We start from the raw sequence: 21,497 nt of genomic DNA, 5'->3' as shown, positions 1-21,497 counted from the left end.
TGATTGCCAGCCCCGTTTTACATGCCTATCCCTGCTCCTTGCTCGCTTGCAACTGCTTGGCCTTCTCCACAAGCGCCGCTTTCTCTTCAGGGGTCATTGCATCCAGGCGCAAACGCGCCTGGGCGATTTTCTCCAACTGCCCCGCGACACTCTCACGCTCGCGCAGCACCCGCGCCAGTGCCGCCACGCTGGGGTGATCAAACACCACACCCGGATGAATCTCGCATTGCAGCAGTTTGCGGATACCTGCCACGAGCTTGATCACCAACAAGGAATGCCCGCCTGCGGCGAAAAAGTCCTCCTCGATGCTCAGCCGTTCCAAACCGACCAATTGGGCCATGCGCGTGGACAACAGCGTTTCGAGCGCATCCCGTGGCGCGACGTACAGCGTCTGGGAAACCACGGGTTGAGTGTGCTGCAGCGCCTTGCGGTCAACCTTGCCGTTTGGCAGGCGCGGCATGCGTTCAAGGCTCACAATCTGGCGTGGCACCATGGCCGCCGGGAGGTGCTGAGCCAGTTGTTTTTTCAATTGAGGCCCTGCGTCCTCTGCCGTCGCCGCACGCATGACCACGAACGCTTGCGGCTCCTCCTGCACCAGCACCACCACGGCCTCACTGACCTCGGGCAACCGCAGCAACTGCGCCTCTATCTCCGCCAGCTCAATGCGGAAACCCCGCACCTTGACCTGATGATCACGGCGGCCATACAACTGCACGCCACCCTCCACGCGGTAACGGGCCAGGTCTCCCGTGCGGTAAAGGCGCTCGCCGCCCACCAGTGGGCTATGGATAAACGCGTCTGCGTCAGCCTCGCCCTGCAAGTAGCCTCGGCACAGCTGTCGGCCACCGATGAACAACTCACCGAGTTCCCCCGTCGCCAGCAGTTGTGCGTCCGCACCGAGTACGAACACCTGGTTGCCGGCGAGCACCTGTGTCAGCGGCACGCCATGGGACACGTCCTCAGCGGGGAGTAACGGATGCACCATCACCCCCACCGTCGCTTCGGTCGGGCCGTAATGGTTGAATACACGGCAGTCGGGCCGCAGCTGGCGAATGCGCTGCACCAGGCTTGCGCCGATGGCTTCACCGCCCAGCACCAGCGTGCCAGGTAATACGGCGGCATCAGCCTCAAGCAAGGCGGCCAGGTGTGAAGGCACGATTTTCAGGCAATCGATGCGGTTTTCCCGCAGGAACCCGGCGAAGCCCTGGGGATCTTGCAGGGTGAGGTCATCCACGACGTGCAGCGTAGCCCCGTTGTACAGCGCGCCGAACAAGGTGGTGTTGCCCAGGTCCGCCGCTACCGTGGAACTGAAGGCAAAATCGCGGCAGGCGGACAGGCCCAATTGCTGACTGCTGCTCGCGACATAGCTGAGCAACGCGCCATGCTCGATCACCACGCCTTTGGGCTGGCCGGTGGAGCCGGAAGTGAAGAGCACATACGCGACATCATGGGCCTGCACGGATACCGCCGGGGCCACCGGCACATCCAAGGTCGCGGCGCCCAGGTTGAGCAGCTTGAACGAGGTCAGCGGATCGTCCTGGCTCGGCGCGTGTGCCACCAGAATCAGGCTCGCGGCGGCGTGCCGTGCGATTTCAGCCTGGCGCGCCACTGGCCATTGCGGGTCCAGCGGCAGATAGGCTGCGCCCGCACGCCAGGTGGCGAGAATAGCGACGACCAGTTCCACCGAGCGCGGCAGCGCCAGGGCCACAATCGACCCAGCGCTCACACCCTGGCGCAGTAATTCGGCACTCAATTGCGCGGTGCGGGCGTCCAGTTCGGCGTAGCTGAGGGTCTGGCCCGCCGCGACCAACGCCACGGCATCCGGCGTCTGCCCAGCCCAAGCGGCAATACGTTGGGGCAACAGCTGCAGCGCCTGCATCCCCTGAACCGGCGGGTTCAGCGCCAGCAACCGGCTCTTTTCCTCGTTATCCAGCAGGTTCAGACGCGCAAGGGTTTCATCCGGTTTATCGGCAATGCTGTGGAGCAACTGGCGCAGCTGGCCCAACAGCGTCTCGACGGCGTGCGCCGAATAGCGTGCGGGAGTGAAGTCCAGTGATAAACCTTGAGGTTCGCCCGACACGGCGATTTCCAGCTGCAGTGCCAACTCGAACTCAGGCAGACGGGCCGGCAGGTCGCTGCCCGCCCAGACCGTCCCGGCGACTTCAAGCGGTGCCGACACCAACCGATTGCCAAAACCGACCGCAGGCGCGGCCTGTTGGGGGAATGACAACGGTGCCCAGTATTCCTGCCAGGTGCGGTGCTGATCCAACTGTGCGGCAAGGGTGGTCACCAGCTCACGGAAAGTGCTGGCCGGATCAATACGAATCGCCAACGGCAGGGTTTTCTCGAACAGGCCCAGGCTGTGGCTGAAAAACTCATAGTCCTGGCGCGCATCATGCCGCCAGCCCGCCAGGAAAGAGTCGCGACCACTGATGCGTGCCAGCAGCACCCACCAGGCGGCGTGTATCAGCACGTCCAGCGGCAGCCCCGCCGTGCGCAGGCGGGCCAACAGCGATTGATCCAGTGGCATGCTCACGCGTTCTGCCGGCAGGACTTCTGCGCCGGTCAGGCGATAGGGCAAGTCTGGCCCGTTGACCAGATTCTCGTGCCCTTGCAGGTACTGCTGCCAGTAAGCCTTGGCAGTGTCTGCGTCTTCGTCGAAGATCACCTCGCTGCGCCATTCCAGGTACTGGGAGAACTGCCCCGGTTCGTCCTCTTCAAACCCTTGCTGCCCATAAGCGGCCACCAACTCCTGCTGGATCAGGGCCAGGGTCCCGGCATCCGCGGCATAACGCGCCACGCCTATCAGCAGTTGCCAGTGGTCCGTTTCCAGGCGCTGTAACAACGCGCCGATCAGCGGCTGTTGCTGCTGCCACCACTGCTGTTGGCGTGCAACCACCTGTTGGGGCGACGCCACGTCGAGCCACTGGGTCAAGCTCACCGCTTCAGCCAGCGCGACCCGCTGGCGCAATCCGTGATAACCACTGACGGGCGCAAATTGCGTACTCAATGCTTCGTGGCGCACCGCCAGGCTGTCGAGCGCGTGTTGCAGGCGCACCGGGTCCAGTTCGCCGCGAATATCCAGTTTCACGCAGTGGCTCAGATCGCCCCAGCTCGTCCCCTGTTGCCGGGCGTCCAGATGCTGTTGCTGTTCGACCAGCAACGCCAGTCCCGCGTCCACGGTGCCCTGTTGTGCAGTACTCATGCTCCGGCCTCTTCCTTTTCGGTCTCGCTGTGCGCCACGTTCAGCGCACTGCGTTCAATCATTTCGCCCATTGCCACGACAATCTTGCGCGGGCCTTCGAAAGGATCCCGAGCGTGGGCAGCCAGCATGTTGTCCAGCAGGATGACATCGCCCTTGTGCCAGTCGAACCGCACTGCGCACGCTTCGTACAGCTCGCCCACCAGGGCCATGACCTCGTCTTCAATCGGCGAGCCATCGCCGTAGTACACGTGCCGGGGCATACGCTGCTCGCCGAACAGCGCCAGCAAGTCTTCGCGCACGTCCGGGTCCAGGCAGAAGATGTGATGCAACTGAACCTGGTTGAAGAAGGTTTTTTCCCCCGTCACCGGGTGCCGGATGATCGCCGGGCACGGGGTGCGGATTTGCAGTTCATCGTTGTCCAGCCAGGTCCAGGCGATGCCCGCCGCCCGGCAACGCGCTTCGACGTCGGCACGCACGTCGGTCTTGAAGAAGTGCTGCCAGGAGACGTCCAGCTTGTCGGCAAAGGTGCGCACGTACAGCAACCCCTTGTCCTCGAAACGCTCGCGGATCGTCGCCGGCAACTTGAGGTACATCTGCCGGCAGTCCACCACCGGCGTGGCACCGCCGATTGGCGATGGCTGCTCGCAGAAGAACAGCTGCTTGCGCGGCCAGCGGTCCTGATGGGAGCTTTCGTTATGGAACAGGATCATTTTCTTTTCGGGGTACGGCGTGGACCGGTAGGTGTTCTTACCGCCCTCTTTTTTCGGCAAGTCGCCGTATTGGCCATAGAGGCCCGGCTGTACGGCTTCAGCAAACGCTTCGAAGTCATGAATATCGCGCAGGGCAAATCCACGGAACAGAACCCCCGCATGGCGGGCCAGTTTTTCTTCCACCAGGGCGCGGTTGTCCTTGATCCAGGCCACCAGGTCCAGGCCCGGATCGGTGGGTTCCATCAGCAATGGAAAATCCTGTCCGGGGACCAACAGCGATTCACGCATCAGCGCGCCGGCAGGCTTGTCGGTGCGACTCTGGGATTTTTTCAGGAACTTGCCCAGCTTGTCGGCCTTGATGGCTGGCGGTACGGGCGTCGTGGCGTGTTCAACAGTGTTGCTAGGCATGGTGATATCCCCTAATTGAATGTTCGGATCACACACAATCTGTTCAAGAATTCCCGTCCAGGCGTTGACGAAGGACTCGATGCGTTGTTGTTCAAACAGGTCGCTGGCGTACTGCCAGGTACCGTGCACGCCGCCTGCGTCCTCGTCGATGAACAGGGCCATATCGAACTTGGAGTAACCGCCACGAGTCGGCAGCACTTCAACCTCGATCCCGTCTATCCGGCCACCCTGCACCGGCAGGTTGTTCATGACGAACAGCACCTGTACCAGCGGGTTGAAACCCCGTTGGCGCGGGCGTGGCGAGGCCTCGACAATCATGTCGAAGGGCAGGTCCTGGTGATCGAAAGCGTCCAGCGCGGTGCCTTGGGTGTTAGCCAGGAAAGCGCTGAACGGTTGCAGCGGCGCAAAGGTCGAGCGCAGCGGCAGAATGTTCACGAAGAAACCGATCAGCCCTTCCAGCTCAGGCTGCTGGCGCCCGGCAACGTCGGCGCCGACCAGCACGTCATCGCTGCCGCTGAGGCGATGCAGCAGGATCTGGAACGCGGCCAGCATCGTGCTGTACAGCGTGACACCGGCACGCGCCGACAGCGCCTTGAGCCCTTCGTGCAACGCCACGGGCAGCGTGAAGCCTAGGTCGCGACCTTCATGGGTCGGCGCCTGGGGGCGCGGCTGGTCGGTGGGCAATTGCAATACGCCGCTGTGCCCGGCCAATGCCTGCTCCCAGTAACGCGCCTGCGCGGCCAGCACGCCGGTGTGTTGTAGTTGGTGTTGCCAGAGGGCGTAATCGGAGTACTGGATCGGCAGCGCAGGCAGCGGCTCAACCACCCCCGCCTTCGCCCGGCCGTAGAAGCCCACCAGTTCATTGACCAGCACCGCCATCGACCAGCCATCGGAGATGATGTGGTGCATCGAATACAGCAGCACATGTTCGGTGGGGCCCAGCTTGAGCACCTGTCCACGCAACAAGGGCGCCTGCAACAGGCTGATGGACTGGCGGGTATTGGCCTCAACGGCGGCGGCGACCCGGCGCTGCTGCTCGGCCGGATCCAGGGACGACAAGTCCAATACCGGCAAGTCGACCTCTACGTGCGCGGCGATGACCGCCAGCGGATCACCCTCCTCGTCGGTGATGTAGGCCGTGCGCAGGGTTTCGTGGCGGGCAATCACCTGTGCCAGGCTGCTGATCAGCAGCGGCACCGACAACTCGCCGCGCAAGCGCACGGCCAGCGGCATGCCATAGGCGCCACTGGCCTGCGACAGCTGTTCCACTACCCATAGCCGGCGCTGCACCAGAGAAAGCATCGCGCTGGTTTTTTCGCCGTGGGCCACTAACGGGCTGCGCGCCGGTGCCGCGTCCTGCCCGGTGCGCGTGGCCACTGCCGCGATAAAGTCTGCCAATCGCGGCGCACCAAACAGGTCGCGCAGGGTCAGGTCGCAGGCCAGCAGCGTCTTCAGGCGTGCAACCACTTGGGTGGCCAGCAGCGAATGCCCACCCAACTCAAAGAAGTGGTCGTCCAGCCCAACCTGCTCCAGCCCCAGCACGTTTTGCCAAACCTGCGCGACCTGGGTTTCCAGGGTCGTTCGGGGTGCCACATAGTGTTTTTGCCGTTGGCTGACATCCGGTTTTGGCAAGGCTTTTCGGTCGAGCTTGCCGTTGGGGCTCAGAGGCAACAGGTCGATCAGCATCAGGAAACTCGGCACCATGTAGTCCGGCAAGGACTGACGCAAAGCCGCCGTCAAGGCTGGCGCCTCCAAGGCATTCGACTGGGGCACGACATAGGCGACCAACTGCGCACCGGTTGGCCCGTCCAACGCAATCACAGCCGCCTCGCGCACCTGGGGCATGGCTTGCAGACAGGCTTCGATTTCCCCCATCTCGATCCGGAACCCACGGATTTTCACTTGATGGTCAATGCGGCCCACGTACTCCAGGGCCGCGTTGTCGTTGTAGCGAGCCAGGTCGCCGCTGCGGTAGAGCCGCGATCCCGGCACGCCGGAGAACGGGTCCGGCAGGAAGCGTTCGGCGGTCAGCGCCGGACGATCGAAGTAGCCCTGGGCCAAGCCCGCCGCAGCACCGATGCACAGCTCGCCGACGCCGCAGGTGGGCAGCAATTCAAATCCGCTGTCCAGCACGTACAGCGAGCGCCCGTCGATAGCCCGCCCGATCGGCATGCCGAAGGCGTCATTGGCATCTGCAAGCTGGCATTCATGCACGCTGGAGACCACGGTGGCCTCGGTCGGGCCATAAGTGTTCACCAAACGAACATTGCCCAACCCGGCCTCGTGCCAGGCACGTACGCCCTCCACGGCCATGGCTTCGCCGCCGACATGCACCTGGCGCAGGTTGCCCAGCGTGCGGCCATCGACAGCGCATTCCTTGGCCAGCAAGTACCAATAGGCCGCGGGCAGGTCGGCCAGGGTCACGCCCTGCTCGACGATTTCCCGCGCCAGCAACCCGGCGTCCCACAGCTCATCGCCGCGCATGATCAGCGCCGCGCCGACACACAGCGGCGGATAGCATTGCTCGACAAACCCGTCGAAGCTGAACGTCGCAAATTGCAGCACGCGGTCGGCGGGCGTCAGCGCACTGTAATCCGCCGCTGTGTCGCAGAACTGATCGAGTGCAGCATGATCGATGGCCACACCCTTGGGTTGGCCGGTGGAGCCGGAGGTGTAGATCACATAAGCGAGGTCGGCGGCGGTGGCGTGGTTGGCTGGGTTGGTCGACGGGTAACCCGCCAGCTCTTGACCCTGAGCGCTGAAATCCACACGTTTGAGCCCATGGGGCAATGGCAGCTCTGCCAGCAACCCGGTCTCGCTGAGCAATAGGTTCAGACGGCTGTCTGCCAACATGTAGCTGAGGCGCTCGGCGGGGTAATTGGGGTCCAGCGGCACGTAGGCCGCGCCGCTTTTTAGCACCGCCAGCAGGCTGACGATCAACTGCGGGCCACGGCGGGAAACCAGGCCTACGCGCTGGCCCGGGCCCACGCCCTGCTCCAGCAGGCGGTGAGCCAGGCGGTTGGCCCGCTGATTGAGCTGGGCATAGCTCAAGCGTTCACTGCCTGCCTGCACCGCCAGCGCATCCGGGGTGGCCTGGGCCTGGGCGGCGATGCGTTCATGCACGCGCACCTGGCGCCGGGGCGTGCCAGGGGATTGGCTGATGGCGAGCAGCGAAGCCTGCGTGCTGCTGTCCAGCAATTGCAGGTTGCCCAGTGGCACCTCGGTATCCGCCACCAGTTGCACCAGCAGGTGCTGCAGATTGGCGCTCAATTGCGCGACCTGTTGCTCGGTGAACCGCGCCCGGTCGTAGCTGAACTCCAGGCGCAAGCCGGTCCCCAACTCGATGCCCAGGGTCAACGGGTAGTGGGTGCGCTCATGGTTATGCATCTTGCCGAAGGTCAGGCCTGCCGGCGCGCCTTGCTTGAGCGCTTGCGCCACCGGGAAGTTTTCAAACACCAGCAAGGTGTCGAACAGTGCGCCACCGGGTTGACCGGCCCAGCCCTGGATGTCGTAAAGCGGTACGTGTTCATGGTCGCGCAGGCTGAGATTCAGCGCTTGCAGCTCAGCGAGCCAAGTGGCGGCGGACTGGGCCGGCGAGGCCGCGCTGATGATCGGCAGTGTGTTGATAAACAGGCCCAGTTGCTGCTCGATACCCGGCAACGGCGCCGAACGTCCGGCAACAGTGGCACCGAAGGCCACGCAATCCTGACCGGTGTAGCGTTGCAGCAAGAGGCTCCAGGCGCCTTGCAGGAGGGTGTTGAGGGTGACTTTGTGCTGGCGTGCGCAATCGCCGAGTGCACGGGTGAACTGGCTATCCAGGGTGGTGTGATGGTCAGCCATGCCCGCCCCTTCGACCGGCACGCGCAGTGCTTCAGCCAGCAGGGTTGGGGCTTGCAACGGTGCCAGGGCTTCCTTCCAGAACACTTCACCCGAGGCTTGTTGCTGCAGCCAACCCAGGTAATCGCGGAACTGTCCCAACGGCACGGGCAAAACGTGGCCTGCGTAGTCGGCAATGACTTCGCCAAGCAACTGGGCATTGCTCCAGCCATCCATCAGGATGTGATGGCTGGTGAAAATCATGTGCCAGCCCGTACCGGCACCGCGCACCAACATCAGGCGAAACAGGGGCGCCGTGTTCAACTCAAAACCGCGCTGACGCTCGGCATCGGCCAAGGCGTCGAGGTCAGGATGCGCGGCTTCGATCACTTGCAACTGCAAATCGACCTGGCGCTGGATCACTTGATGGGCGCTGTCCAGGCCGAGCCAGTGAAAGCTGCTGCGCAAAATGTCATGCCGGTCCAACGCTGCCTGCCAGGCACGACCGAAGCTCAGCAGATCAAGGCCTTCAATATCCAGGCGCAACTGGTTGATATAGGCCTGGACCTCAGGCTCGTACAGGGTGTGGAACAGCATGCCTTGCTGCATGGGCGACAGCGGGTAGATATCGGCGATGGCCGGGCCGGCCACGGGCAAATCATCCAATTGCTGCTGGGTCAGGGTTGCCAGCGCAAAGTCCGATGGTGTCACCTGCCCGGCGGGCGTTTCGCAGCAGTGCTGGATCAAGGCGGTGAGTTCGGCGGCGTAATCATCCGCCAGGCGCTGGATGCTCGACGCCTGGAACATCTCGCGGCTGAACCCCCATTGCAGCGCCAGTTCGCCGCCATAGACCTGCCCTTCCACCGTCAACCAGTTGGCCAACGGCGCTTCGGGGTCCTGGGCCTGGCCGCTGCCCTGGGTGGCGGGCACGAACAATGCGGACTCATTGAACTGGCGATCGAACTGACCGAGGTAGTTGAACGTGATACGCGGCGCGGCCAGGCCCGAAAGGGCTTCACGCACATGAGGCGCAGCCAGATAGCGCAGCAGGCCGTAGCCCAGCCCTTTGTCGGGCACGGCACGCAGTTGCTCCTTGACCGACTTGATCGCGCTCGACAGCTCGCCGTCCGCCTGCAGACGCACAGGGAACAGGCTGGTAAACCAACCCACCGTGCGGGTCAGGTCGACGGCGTCGAACAGGTCTTCACGCCCATGGCCTTCCAGCTGGATCAGCGCCCCAGCCTGCCCGCTCCAACGGCTGACTACCCGCGCCAACGCCGTCAGCAACAGGTCGTTGACCTGAGTGCGATAAGCCGCCGGCGCATCTTGCAGCAAATGACGGGTTTGCTCGGCGCTGAGGCGGGTTTCAATCTTGCAGCCCAAGCGGTTTTGCAGCCCGCCACGGGGGTTGTCGCACGGCAACTCGGCGTCGATGGACTGCGCCTGCCAGTAAGGCAGTTGTTCGCCGAGGGTTTGCGCGTGGGCGTGCAGTTGGTGCGCCCAGGTTTGATAGGCGCTGGTCTTGGCCGGCAACGTTGCCTGGCGGTAAGCCTGTTGCAGGTCTTCCAGCAGGATGCGCCATGAAACCCCATCCACCACCAGGTGATGCACCACCAGCAGCAAGCGCTGGGTGCCATCGGCCATGGCGACGAGGGCGGCGCGCAGCAGCGGGCCTTGCGTCAGGTCGAGGCTGCGCTGGGCTTCGTCGCATAGCGCTGCCAGTTGCGTATCGTCGGCGGCATGAGAGTGCCACAGCGCAGGCTCGGCGACGGGCGCAGCGTGGGTTTGCTGCCAGCCATCGGGACGTTGCACAAAGCGCAGGCGCAGGGCGTCATGGTGGTTAATCAGCTGCGTCAGGGCCGCTTCAAGGCGCACCGAGTCCAGGGCCTCGCGTGGGGTCAGCAACAAGGATTGGTTCCAATGGTGACGCGCCGGGATCGCCTCGGCGAAAAAGCCGTGCTGTACCGGCGTCAGGATGACCTCGCCGCTGACCGGCCCTTGGTCGATAACGCTGGCCTGCTCAAAGGTGGCGACCAGCGCCAGGCTGCGCACGCTCTGGTACTGGAACAGGTCGCGCGGGCTGAGGCGAATCCCCGCCTGGCGCGCACGGCTGACCACCTGGATAGAGATGATCGAATCGCCGCCCAGCTCGAAAAAGTTGTCGTCCAGACCGACCTGCTCCACGCCAAGCACATCGACCCAGATTGCTGACAGGGCTTTTTGCAGGGCGTTTTCCGGGGCGCTGTACGCCTGCTGCGGCGCAACGTCCGGCAGCGGCAGCGCTTTACGGTCGAGCTTGCCATTGGCGGTCACCGGCAGCTTGACCAGGTGCATCATATGGGTAGGCACCATGTATTCCGGCAGGCTGCTGAGCAGCCAGGCCTTGAGGTCGGTCGGCGCTTCGCCTTCCAGCACCAGGTAGGCCACCAACTGCTTGCCGCCCTGCACCAGCACTACTGCCTCACGCACGCCAGGGTGTTGCATCAGGCGCGTCTCGATTTCTCCCAACTCGATGCGCAGGCCGCGCAGCTTGACCTGATGGTCGAGGCGACCGAGGTAGTCAATCACACCATCGTCACGCTGGCGCACGCGGTCGCCGGTACGGTACAGACGCGCACCATCACCGAAAGGGCTGGGCACAAAACGCTCGGCGGTCAGCGCCGGACGGCGGTGGTAACTGCGGGCCAGGCCGGTGCCGCCCAGGTACAGCTCGCCGGACACGCCGGCGGGCACCGGGCTGAGCTGCGCATCGAGCACATAGGTGCCGAGGTTGGCGATTGGGCGGCCAATAGGTACGGCGTCACGGCCTTCGTCGACGCAGGTCCAGTGGGTCACGTCGATGGCCGCTTCGGTCGGGCCATAGAGGTTGAACAACCCTGCCAGGGGCAGTTTGGCGAAGACTTGCAGTTGCGCATCCAGTGGCAAGGCTTCGCCGCTGCACACGATGCGCTTGAGGCTGTTGCAGCCCTGTACGCCCGGCTCATGGATAAACGCCTGGAGCATGGAAGGGACGAAGTGCAAGGTGGTGATGCCGTGCTGGCCGATGGTCTCGATCAGACGCGCCGGCTCGCGATGTTCGCCAGGGGCCGCGACCACCAGGCGTGCACCGGTCATCAGCGGCCAGAAGAACTCCCAGACCGAGACGTCAAAGCTGAACGGGGTTTTCTGCAGTACCGCATCGCTGGCGTCGAGGCCATAGGCTTGCTGCATCCAGCACAGACGGTTGACCAGCGCACGGTGGCTGTTACCGGCGCCCTTGGGCTTGCCGGTGGAACCGGAGGTGTAGATCACATAGGCCAGGTTCAGCCCGTGGATGGCGACTGCGGGCGAGGCGCTGCTGTAGCCGTCAAGCCAGCCGGGGGCGTGGTCCAGGGCGATCACCTGAATGCCGTCAGTGGGCAGCGACGGCAACAGGCTGTGCTGGCTGAGCAGCAGTTGGATGCCGCTGTCTTCGATCATGTAGGCCAGGCGTTCCTGGGGGTATTCGGGGTCAAGCGGCACATAGGCGCCGCCGGCCTTGAGAATGGCCAGCAGACCAATGACCATTTCCACGGAACGCTCGACGCAGATTCCCACCAACACATCGGGGCCAACCCCCTGTTCGCGCAAGGCATGGGCCAATTGGTTGGCGCGGGCGTCAAGCTCGCCGTAGGTCAAGGAGACAGCGCCGAAGGCCAGCGCCGGAGCATCGGGCGTGGCCTGGACCTGATCTTCGATCAGTTGATGAATACCGCGCTCGGTCGGGTACGCCTGCGCGGTCTGGTTCCAGGCATGCACCATGACCTGCTGCTCTTCGGCAGCCAGCATCGGCAACTCGCCGATGCGCTGCTCGCCATCGGCAACCATGGCCTGCAACAGGCTGATCCAGTGCCGGGACATACGCGCGATGGACGGCGCGTCGAACAGGTCGTTGGCGTAGGTCAATGCGGCGTGCAGCGTGCCGGATTTCTCATAAGTATCGAGAGTCAGGTCGAACTGGGTGGTGCGACCTTGCCACTCCACCAACGCGAGTTCCAGCCCGGAGGCGGTACTGACGGAGGCGATATCGGCCACCACCGGCTGGTGGTTGTACATCACTTGGAACAGCGGCGTATGGCTGAGGCTGCGCTCGACTTTGAGGGCTTCCACCAGGCGCTCGAACGGCAGCTCCTGATGGGCCTGGGCGCCGAGGGCGTGCTCCTTGATGCCTTGCAGCAACTCGGCAACGCGGGTTTGCCCGGTCAGCTCGGTACGCAGGACCTGGGTATTGACGAAAAAACCGATCAGCCCTTCGACTTCACCACGGTTACGGTTGGCAATCGGCACGCCGATGCGAATATCGCCCTGGCCGGTGTAACGATGCAGCAGCACATTGAAGGCACCGAGCAACAGCATGAACAGCGTGACGTTGTGCTTTTGCGCGCAGGCACGCAATTGGGCGGCCAGTGCCGGCTCAATCGCGAAGTTATGGCGGGTGCCCTGGTAACTGGGCATGGCCGGGCGCGGGTGGTCCGTCGGCAGTTCCAGCACCGGGTGCTCATCGCCCAGGCGCGCCTGCCAGTACGCCAATTGACGGGCCTGCTCCCCCGCTTCCAGCCAGCGGCGTTGCCACAGGGCGTAATCGCTGTATTGAATCGGCAGTGCCGGCAATTGTGGAGTTTCGTTGCGCTCATGGGCGTCGTAGCAGCGGATGAACTCTTCGATCAGCACGTTCATCGACCAACCGTCGGAGACGATGTGGTGCAGGGTCAGCAGCAGCACGTGCTCCTGCGCGTCCAATTTGAGCAATTGCACACGCAGCAGCGGGCCATGCTCCAGATCGAAAGGCAGCAGCGATTGACGGGTCGCTGCGTCATTGACTGCCTGCTCACGTGCGTGCGGTGCCAAATCACTGAAATCCACGACGTCAACCGCCAGCATCGGCTCCGCTGCCACTTGCAACAGACGCTCATCCGCTTGGCGCTGGAACACTGTACGCAGGGTTTCATGCCGCGCCACCAGGCTGGCGAACGCCTGCTCCAGCGCTTTCAGGTTCAGTGCGCCCTTGAGGCGCACCGCACCGGGCAGGTTGTAGGCACCGCTGGCAGGGTCCAACTGCCAGAGAAACCACATGCGCTGCTGCGCATAGGACAACGCCTGGCGATCCTCGGCATCCACTCCTGCCGGTATCGGAAACCGGGAGAAATCCACCCCTTCTTTCTGCAGTGCCTGCAGGAACAGCTGGCGTTTTTCCAGGGGCAACCCGATAAACCGGCGAGCAAGTTTCAAGGAGTCTTCAGCATTCATTTGTTGGAGTCCGGAGCAATAGGCAGGAAGCACAAAGGCACGTCGTCCCTATAAAACGAACCGCGGAGGGAAAAATTAGCTGCGGGTGGAGGGGCTGGAGCGCGGTGTCATCAAGGGTTACATCAATCCCGGGAAAGCCATGCAAAGGCGAGCTAGCATTGACATACACCAATTTTTGCAACTACATTTAGTTACACGCAGGGATCGCCGTGTCAAAAAATGAAAAGCTGCTCGCCAAATTGCTCAACGAGCAAACGATATTCACCTGGCCCGAACTCGTCACACTGTTACACCGGCTGGGCTACACACAGATTGAAGGAGCCGGAAGCCGCGTCAAATTCGACATCGGCGATCCCAGTGCAATGATCACCTTGCACAGGCCCCACCCCGGCAACGAACTGAAACACTACATTCGGCGCCAGATCATCGAACAATTGCGATCAGGAGAACTGATTCCGTGAACAACCAACTCAATTACAAAGGCTACATCGGCTCCATCGAAGCCAGCCTCGAAGACAACTGCCTGTTCGGCAAGATCCTGTTCATCAAGGCGCTGGTCAGCTATGAAGGTAAAACCGTCGCAGAATTGGATGCGGCATTTCATGAGGCAGTGGACGACTACCTGGCTACATGCCAGTCCCTCGGGCAAACACCCGAAAAACCGTGCAAGGGCTCGTTCAATGTACGGGTCGGCCATGACCTGCACCTGGCGGCCGCCCTGGCAGCGATGCGCAAAAAAGTGACGCTCAATGATTTGACGCGCCAGGCGCTGAATGAATTTCTGCAACATCATTGCGCAGAAACATTCCCCGCGATTGGCTGAATGAGCGGGTTGATTCCAGATAGCGCCGAACGGACGAGTTGTGTTTGGCGCCAGACCTTCTAGATTTACAGATCAGTCATCTCTTATCTTTTCTGCTTCTTGGTCCGCAGTAACGTCCAATGGCACCGACACTTCGGAGTCTTGCTATGAACGACATCCACTGCCCATCGCCCGACGCCCCTGCCCGCCTGCAAATACCGGAGCTGGAATACCCCGTACCGGTGCGGATGGATGAGGCACTGGGCAATCACGTCAACGACTTGTTGCTGTCCTGGGTCAGGCGAGTGGGCATTTTCGAGGGTCAATGGGACCAGGTGAGGGCCTCGAATTTCGGCCGATTTGCCATGCTGTGCCACCCCGGCACCGACAACCCGGACCGCCTGTTGCTCTCGGCTAAATGCATCGCTGCGCTGTTCGCAGTGGACGATCACTACTGTGATGATGAGCGAAGTGGCGCCAACCCCAGGTTACTGGGCCCACGCCTGTCGTTGGCACTCGCCGCGCTGGACAGAGCGCACCTGAACCCGCCGCATGACCTGGCACTGGAGCAGGCGCTGAAACGTGATCCGGTGTTGCGGGGATTAAAGGGGTATATGAACCATCTGTCTCGCTTCGGCACAGCGTCCCAGATGGCTCGCGTGCGGCTGGAGACCCTTGCCATGTTCGTGACCATGAATGCCGAAGCCACATGGCGCATCGAACACAGCCTGCCGTGTATCTGGGAGTACCTGGCACACCGACAGGTCAACAGTTTTCTACCCTGCATGGCCTTGATTGATGTGGTCGACGGCTATGAACTCGACGCCGAGACGTATTTCGCGGCCCAGGTACGAGAAGTCGTTACCCTCGCCGCCAGCGCGACCATCATTGCCAATGATGTGTACTCCGCCCACAAAGAGAGCGTGCCTGAAATAGGCGACTTCAACCTGCCTATATTGCTGGCCCGTGAACACCACTGCTCGTTGCAGCAAGGCGTGTGGCTGACCGCCCAAATGCACGACGATATCGTGCATCGCTATGAAGCCAAGGAACGCCGCTTGCTCAAACAGGCGCAACCGTCACTCAAGCGTTTTTTGGGAGGCGTGAAAGCCTGGCTCGCAGGCAATAACGAGTGGCACCGACACAGTGGACGATACCAAGTGTGAACCTCAGCCCAACCGCCGATACCCCAGCACCGCCGAACCCATTACCACCGCGCCCGCCGCCAACGCCACCCAAAAGCCACTGGCAGCCCCCATGTGGTCAATCATCCAACCGGAGCTGGCGGCGCCGATGGCCACACCGATGCTGAGGCCGGTGATCAGCCAGGTCATGCCTTCGGTCAGGCGGCTAGCGGGGACAATCCGCTCCACCAGCGCCATCGACACGATCAGGGTCGGGGCAAAGAACAGCCCGGAGATAAAGATCGCCACCGCCAGGCCAGGGATGTTCGTGACCAGCAGCAACGGCAACGTGGTCAAGGCCGTGGCTACGCCACAGAACAGGAACTGCCGGGGCAGCGGCGCCTTGAGCTTGAGCGTGCCAAAAGCCAGCCCCGCCAGGCACGAACCGATGGCGTACACCGACAGCACGATACTCGCCGCCGCTGGCTGGCCCTGCTGCTGGGCAAAGGCGACACTGACCACGTCCACCACACCGACGATCACGCCCATGGCCAGCAGCAGGATCATCAGGATCAGTACCGAAGGTGACGCAATCAGCCAACCGCCATGCTGATCGTGATGCTCGTGCACCGGTGGCTCAGTCGCCCGTTGCAGCACGAACGTGGTCACGCCCACCGCCAGCAACAGCGCGGCCACCAGTGGCCCGGCTTCGGGAAACAGCACCACGCTCAGGCCGACCGAAAGCGGCGGGCCGACAATAAAACACACTTCATCGAGCACCGACTCCAGGGCAAACGCGGTTTGCAGCTTGGGCTGGCCCCGATACAACTCGGTCCAGCGCGCCCGCACCATTGCGGACATGTTCGGTATACAACCGGCCAGGGCGGCGCACAGGAACAGCGTCCAGGTCGGTGCCTGCAACCGCGTGCACAGCAACAGCATCAACAACGCCCCGCCACCGATCAACGCGGCAATCGGCAGCACCCGGCCCTGGCTGTAGCGGTCCACCAGCCGTGATACCTGGGGTGCGCAAATCGCTGTAGCCAAGGCGAATATCGCCGCCACCGAACCTGCCAGACCGTAGCCGCCATGTACCTGGGAGAGCATGGTGATAATGCCGATGCCGGTCATCGACACCGGCATGCGCGCCAGCATGCCTGCCAATACAAACGCCCGGGCGCCAGGGACCTGGAATAATTCGGCGTAGGGGTTTGCCATGTTCATACCAACCGTTTGATCTGTTTATGCCGCCACACCAACCGGTAGTAAGCGGTCTGCAACCCCAGCATCGCCAGGTACGTCACCGGAAATGCCATCCACACGCCTTCCAGGCCGAAGTGGGCATTGAGCAGGTACGCTATCGGCAGCTCCACGCACAGCACGCAGAAGATCGAGATCGCCACCGGCATCAGCACCACGCCGCTGGCGCGCATGATCCCGCCGATCACCGCCTGGAAGCCAAACACCAGGATGCTCCAGAGCATGATGTGCAGCAGGTGTTCTGCCTTGACCCGCGCAGCGTCGTCGGTGATGAACAGCCCCAGCAGCCAGTGGGACAACACGTACCCCAGCACAATCAGGCCACCGGTGAGGCAGGTGTTGATCAGCAATCCGGTACGCAGGATCGGCCCGATGCGTTCCAGGCGCCCGGCGCCAATGGCCTGGGCCCCCAGGATCGAGGCAGTGATGGCAATCGACAGCGCCGGAAATTGCACGTAGTTGACGATCTGCGTCACCGCCCCATAGGCCGCCGTGGCCTGGGAACCGTGGCCGTTGACCAGCGCCAGGATGACCAGTTCCGACAGCGACAACACCACCATCTGCAAGCCGGTGGGCAGGCCGATGCGCAGGACTTTGCCAAGGATCACGCGGTCCAGGCGCAAGGCCGCGAGCAGTTCGCGATCCGGCGCCATCACGTGGTGTTTATGGCGCAGGCGCAAGATCAAAAACAGCATCGCCATGGCGTTACCCACCAGGCCGGCGTACACCGCGCTCTGGATGCCCAAGGGCGGCAGGCCGACCCAGCCACGAATCAGCGCCGGAGTCAGCAGCAGGCCGACCAGGGTCGAGACCACCAGCGCAAGCAGCGGCGAAATCGTGTCGCTGACGCCCCGCAGCAGTTGGGTATAGAGGATGAACACCAGCAACAACGGCATGATCAGCATCATTGCCTGGGCATAGCCGACCGCGTCGTCGAGCACATCCACCGGCGTGCCCAATGCCTGCAATGCCGGGCGTGCGAACAGACTGCCCAGCACCGCAGCGATCAAGCCCACCAGCGCGCCGAGGGTCAGCGTCGCACCGGTAATCGACTTGACCATCGCGGTTTCCTGGGCACCCCAGGCCTGGCCGATCAACACCGACGCGCCCGCCCCCAGGCCGATCACCAGTGCGATAAAGAAAAACACGATGGGAAACATCCCCGACACCGCTGCCAACGCCTGGGTGCCGAGCATTTGCCCGACATAGATGCCGTTGAGCGTGCCAGAAAAACTCTGCAGGAAGTTCGACAGCACCATCGGTGCCAGAAAGATCAGGTAGACCTGCCACAGCGGACGTTGCAAAGGGCTTTGCATGAAAAACGGGGCCTCGGAGAACTAAAGCGTCCGAGGGTTATACCGCAAGTGGATCCAATGTTCCTGCGCTTTATCCAGTCACGGGTTCCAGATAGGGCGAGCCCTCGGAGTTCCTCTTGCCCGCCACCTATCAACTGCTCCGAACGATGCACGGTCATCCGGACGGGCTCGGCGCGCGGGGAAACTCACCCAAAAAACGGCTTCGCCCATCCGAATATTGCCTTGTCCACTCAATCAAACCTTAGCCAATCTACTTGGTTTTTTTGAGCTCATAATTAAGGTTTTCTATATCAAACCGACCATCCTCAAGCCCGCGCCCGAAGAAGCCAGTGCCGATATCCAAGTCCCGCAGAAGCCCCGGGCGCTGCAGAAGTTCCATCGCCGCTTCACGCGCTTGCGGGCTGAAGGTTCTATCTGACGGAATCAAGCCGGCAGCTTCTTTCAACTCATTGACGTTAACGTAGCTATCGCTGGCGCCGGCGGTGTACGACCTGAAATTGTCTTTGATGACTTGAATAAGCTCGTGATCGCTGGATTTCTTATACTTGTTCGATGAATCTCCCAGATCGTCCCTGGAGAACGCACCGTCCAACTTTCCACTACGCCCTTGGTCAAGTTCTTTGAACTGATCTCCCCGTGACAACACTTCCTGGGCTATCTCCATCTCATCCTGACTGGCGGGACGCCCATCCAGGTGACAGCCGCCCGCGATTGAACTCAGTGACTTGTCGGTTATAAGACCTGGGGTGCTCGGGTCTTCCAGAGCGCCGAAACGGGCCAGCACTTTGTTGGCAAACTCTTCCTTGGTGTCGTTGGCATACGGTCTTGATTCGGACCTCGGCGCATGACCGCTGTAGGAGGTTGCGGTCATGTAGGACGGCTGCGGCGCAAAGTTCTGCTGATTCATTTGTTGCTGGCGCATATTGCCTGGCATACCGCGTGGCCCTCCCTGCATGAAGGCCTGGTTGTTAGGCATGGATTGCGCATCGTAGAAACCAATCGTTTGGTGTACATCCTCTGGACTGATCAGCCCATCTTGCTCGCCGCCGTTGGTGATGCCATCCAGCACAGAGGCCATTTCAGGGTTTCGGATGACCTCCCGGCCAAGCATGGTCATCCGGTCATGGTAGTGATTCCCGGTCATTGGCCGATTGGCGGCAAACTCTAGCGACTCACGTGTAACGAAAGGCGACCCCGGATCGCGGAAGTAATCGAAGTTGTTCGCGAACTCTCTCAAAATACGGGAAGGTGGAAGGCCCCCATCGTTACGCGCAGGCTGACCTACACCACACCACTGGCCATTGCCAATGGGCATAGGGTTACCGCTGGGGAAGGCGCCATTGCTACATAACGATGACGGATAAAAGCTGCTCATAGTAGTACCTCAGTAATAGAAATCTGGCTGCCAATCCAGACACTCCTGCACTGGATCAACGCTCCATGTGTGGCTGCCTGCCACATCGTGGTTCCAGCGTTGCGCAGTAAAAGAGCAGTCAGCTGCATGAACATTCACTCTCCCCACTCAGCCCCCTACCAAGACCAGCGTGAGAAAAACACGCGCCTTAAACCGGAACAATCGGCAGCGCACGCTTATGTGCGGTCTTGCTGTACGCCCCCTCGACAATCGCCGTCACCCGCTCACTCACCGGTTCGCCCATCAGGTACGCATCAATCTCTTCGTATGAGCAACCATAGGCCTGCTCATCCAGCTTGCCCGGCGCCAGCTCTTCAAGGTCTGCGGTGGGGTGTTTGTGCACCAGCTCTGCCGGGGCGCCGAGGGCGCTGGCGAGCAGGCGCACCTGGGTTTTGGTCAGGCCGGACAGTGGCGCCAGGTCGCAGGCGCCGTCGCCAAACTTGGTAAAGAACCCCATCAGCGCTTCGGCGCCATGGTCGGTGCCGACCACCAGGCCATTGTGCAGGTTGGCCACGGCGTACTGCGCGATCATCCGAGTGCGGGCCTTGACGTTGCCTTTGATGAAGTCGACGTGGCTGGCGTTGGCCTCATTGGCGGTCAGGCTGGTCATCAGGCCGTCGACGCTGGCGGCGATATTGAGGGTCTCGACGTGGTCCGGGGAGATGAAGTCCAGGGAGGCCTGGGCATCGCTTTCATCCGCCTGGATGTTGTAAGGCAGGCGCATGGCGACAAAGCGTGCGGCGTAGTGTTCGCTACGCAGTTGCTCCACCGCCAATTGGCACAGACGGCCGGCAGTGAGGGAATCCACGCCACCGCTGATACCCAACACCAGGGCCTTGCAGCCCGAGTGACGCAACGTGGTCTTGATGAAGTCGATGCGTCGCTGGATTTCCTTGGCCTCACCGCCCTTCCCCAACTGCCGGTCGATATTCAGTTCCTGCGCGATACGGTCTTGCATGTCACACCTCCACAGTGCCGACGTTGAATACCTGGGCTGCATACTGCAAAAACGAGGCGTCTTCGCAGACGTTCTTGATCGGGTCATCGGAAAACTTCACCACCGGTTCGCCGTGCACCCGCACCAGTTTCATCACGATACTCAGCGGCTCCACGCCCTCCACATCGCAGGCCAGGCTGGTGCCCATGCCGAAACCGAACTTGGCCTTGCCACGCACGTGGCGCAGGATCGGCAGGCATTTTTCGAAGTTCAGGCCATCGGAGAACATCAGGTCCTTGGTCATCGGATCGATGCCCAGCTGTTTGTAGCGGGCCAGCACTTTGTCGGCCCAGACGATGGGATCACCGGAGTCCTGGCGCAGCCCGTCGTAGAGCTTGGCGAAGTACAGGTCGAAGTCCTTGAGGAAGAAGTCGGTGCTGATGCAGTCGGTCAGGGCGATACCGAGACGGCCACGGTATTCATGCACCCAGTTCTCCAGGGCGGCGTTCTGGCTTTCGCGCAGACGACCCAATTGCTGGTGCACCATCAGCCATTGGTGGGCCATGGTGCCGATCAGCGGCAAATCGAATTCGTAGGCCAGGTGCGCATTACTGGTGCCGACGAACTGGCCGGGGAAGTCGCGACGCATGATATCCACCACTTCGCGCTGGGCCTTGAAGGACAGCCGCCGACGGGTCGAGAAGTCGGAGACGCGCAGGTCGGCCAGTTCATCGCGGCTGAGGTTCTTCTCCAGCCAGTCAAACTTCTGGTAGAGCTTGCGAGTGACGTCTTCCAGGGTCACCTGGGGGTATTTGTCGCGGTTGCGCAGTTCGCTGACCAACGCGAGCACCGGCTGCTCGAACATGATGCAGTGCAGCATCGGGCCGACCACGCGGATGTTCAGTTGGCCGTCAACTTCGCTGACGTGGATATAGCGCAGGTTGAAGCGAAACAGGCCGAGGAAACGCTCGTAGTCCGGGGTGAGGTACTCGCGAAAGCGTGGGTTGAACAGAAAACGCAGCTCGCCTTCACGCATCTGCAAACTGGCAAGTTTGTCCAACTCGGCGCGCAACTGCGGGATCAAGTGGCCGAGTCTTTCCTTGGAGCGGACGATGAAGTTGTATTCCACATCGACGTTGGGGTACTGGTGCAACACCGCCTGCATCATGGTGAAGGTGTAGTAGTCGGTGTCGAGCAGGCCCTGGATGACCGGGGCTTCGTAGTCGTAGGCACTTTCCAT

Annotated in this window: 10 protein-coding genes; 3 read left to right on the top strand and 7 right to left on the bottom strand. The window is 62.0% G+C overall.

Features of this window, described 5'->3' with window-relative positions; genetic code table 11:
- Positions 1-25 precede the first annotated feature (25 nt).
- Both DNK50_RS15100 and DNK50_RS15095 read right to left on the bottom strand, forming a co-directional pair.
- Entirely contained in the window at positions 26-3,205 is a 3,180-nt protein-coding gene (locus DNK50_RS15100) for an amino acid adenylation domain-containing protein (protein ID WP_112194869.1), read from the bottom strand.
- The gene (locus tag DNK50_RS15095; RefSeq protein ID WP_112194867.1) at positions 3,202-13,404 is read right to left on the bottom strand and encodes a non-ribosomal peptide synthetase; all 10,203 of its coding nucleotides are present in this window, start codon (positions 13,402-13,404) and stop codon (positions 3,202-3,204) included. The genes DNK50_RS15100 and DNK50_RS15095 overlap by 4 nt, the downstream gene beginning before the upstream one ends.
- Positions 13,405-13,613: 209 nt before the next feature.
- Between DNK50_RS15095 and DNK50_RS15090 the strand changes: the two genes are divergently transcribed.
- The 3 genes from DNK50_RS15090 to DNK50_RS15080 all read left to right on the top strand — a co-directional run bounded on the left by DNK50_RS15090 (position 13,614) and on the right by DNK50_RS15080 (position 15,372).
- Positions 13,614-13,865 carry a type II toxin-antitoxin system HicA family toxin gene (locus tag DNK50_RS15090; RefSeq protein ID WP_099584227.1) on the top strand — a complete coding sequence of 84 codons (252 nt, stop codon included), beginning with the start codon at positions 13,614-13,616 and terminating at the stop codon, positions 13,863-13,865.
- Positions 13,862-14,227 (top strand): type II toxin-antitoxin system HicB family antitoxin, encoded by a 366-nt coding sequence (locus DNK50_RS15085; RefSeq protein WP_099584226.1) that lies wholly within the window; start codon positions 13,862-13,864, stop codon positions 14,225-14,227. Before DNK50_RS15090 ends, DNK50_RS15085 begins: the two co-directional genes overlap by 4 nt.
- 146 nt (positions 14,228-14,373) lie before the next feature.
- Positions 14,374-15,372: a family 2 encapsulin nanocompartment cargo protein terpene cyclase gene (locus DNK50_RS15080; protein WP_112194865.1), complete on the top strand. Its 999-nt coding sequence runs from the start codon at positions 14,374-14,376 to the stop codon at positions 15,370-15,372.
- Positions 15,373-15,375: 3 nt separating this feature from the next.
- Here DNK50_RS15080 and DNK50_RS15075 read toward each other — a convergent pair whose 3' ends face one another.
- From DNK50_RS15075 to pncB, 5 genes are all read right to left on the bottom strand, one after another.
- Positions 15,376-16,548: an MFS transporter gene (locus DNK50_RS15075; RefSeq protein WP_112194863.1), complete on the bottom strand. Its 1,173-nt coding sequence runs from the start codon at positions 16,546-16,548 to the stop codon at positions 15,376-15,378.
- 2 nt (positions 16,549-16,550) lie between these two features.
- Entirely contained in the window at positions 16,551-17,906 is a 1,356-nt protein-coding gene (locus DNK50_RS15070) for an MATE family efflux transporter (RefSeq protein WP_099584223.1), read from the bottom strand.
- Positions 17,907-18,156: 250 nt separating this feature from the next.
- Positions 18,157-19,281, bottom strand: a complete 1,125-nt coding sequence (locus DNK50_RS28930; protein ID WP_177411527.1) for a hypothetical protein — start codon at positions 19,279-19,281, stop codon at positions 18,157-18,159.
- A 187-nt stretch (positions 19,282-19,468) separates the two neighbouring features.
- Positions 19,469-20,278, bottom strand: a complete 810-nt coding sequence (gene nadE, locus DNK50_RS15060) for an ammonia-dependent NAD(+) synthetase (RefSeq protein ID WP_112194861.1) — start codon at positions 20,276-20,278, stop codon at positions 19,469-19,471.
- A 1-nt stretch (position 20,279) separates the two neighbouring features.
- Positions 20,280-21,497: a nicotinate phosphoribosyltransferase gene (gene pncB / locus DNK50_RS15055; RefSeq protein WP_112194860.1), complete on the bottom strand. Its 1,218-nt coding sequence runs from the start codon at positions 21,495-21,497 to the stop codon at positions 20,280-20,282.

Source organism: Pseudomonas sp. LG1E9, from assembly GCF_003290225.1.
GTDB classification, from domain to species: domain Bacteria; phylum Pseudomonadota; class Gammaproteobacteria; order Pseudomonadales; family Pseudomonadaceae; genus Aquipseudomonas; species Aquipseudomonas cyclaminis.
The sequence above is the reverse complement of the archived record's forward strand: the minus strand, read 5'-3'. Positions and strand labels throughout refer to the sequence as shown.

Coding starts and splice junctions, on each gene's coding strand:
- DNK50_RS15100 (WP_112194869.1), bottom strand. CDS start 3,205: ATGAGTACTGCACAACAGGGCACCGTGGACGCGGGACTGGCGTTGCTG.
- DNK50_RS15095 (WP_112194867.1), bottom strand. CDS start 13,404: ATGAATGCTGAAGACTCCTTGAAACTTGCTCGCCGGTTTATCGGGTTG.
- DNK50_RS15080 (WP_112194865.1), top strand. CDS start 14,374: ATGAACGACATCCACTGCCCATCGCCCGACGCCCCTGCCCGCCTGCAA.
- DNK50_RS15075 (WP_112194863.1), bottom strand. CDS start 16,548: ATGGCAAACCCCTACGCCGAATTATTCCAGGTCCCTGGCGCCCGGGCG.
- DNK50_RS15070 (WP_099584223.1), bottom strand. CDS start 17,906: ATGCAAAGCCCTTTGCAACGTCCGCTGTGGCAGGTCTACCTGATCTTT.
- DNK50_RS28930 (WP_177411527.1), bottom strand. CDS start 19,281: ATGAGCAGCTTTTATCCGTCATCGTTATGTAGCAATGGCGCCTTCCCC.
- nadE (WP_112194861.1), bottom strand. CDS start 20,278: ATGCAAGACCGTATCGCGCAGGAACTGAATATCGACCGGCAGTTGGGG.
- pncB (WP_112194860.1), bottom strand. CDS start 21,497: ATGGAAAGTGCCTACGACTACGAAGCCCCGGTCATCCAGGGCCTGCTC.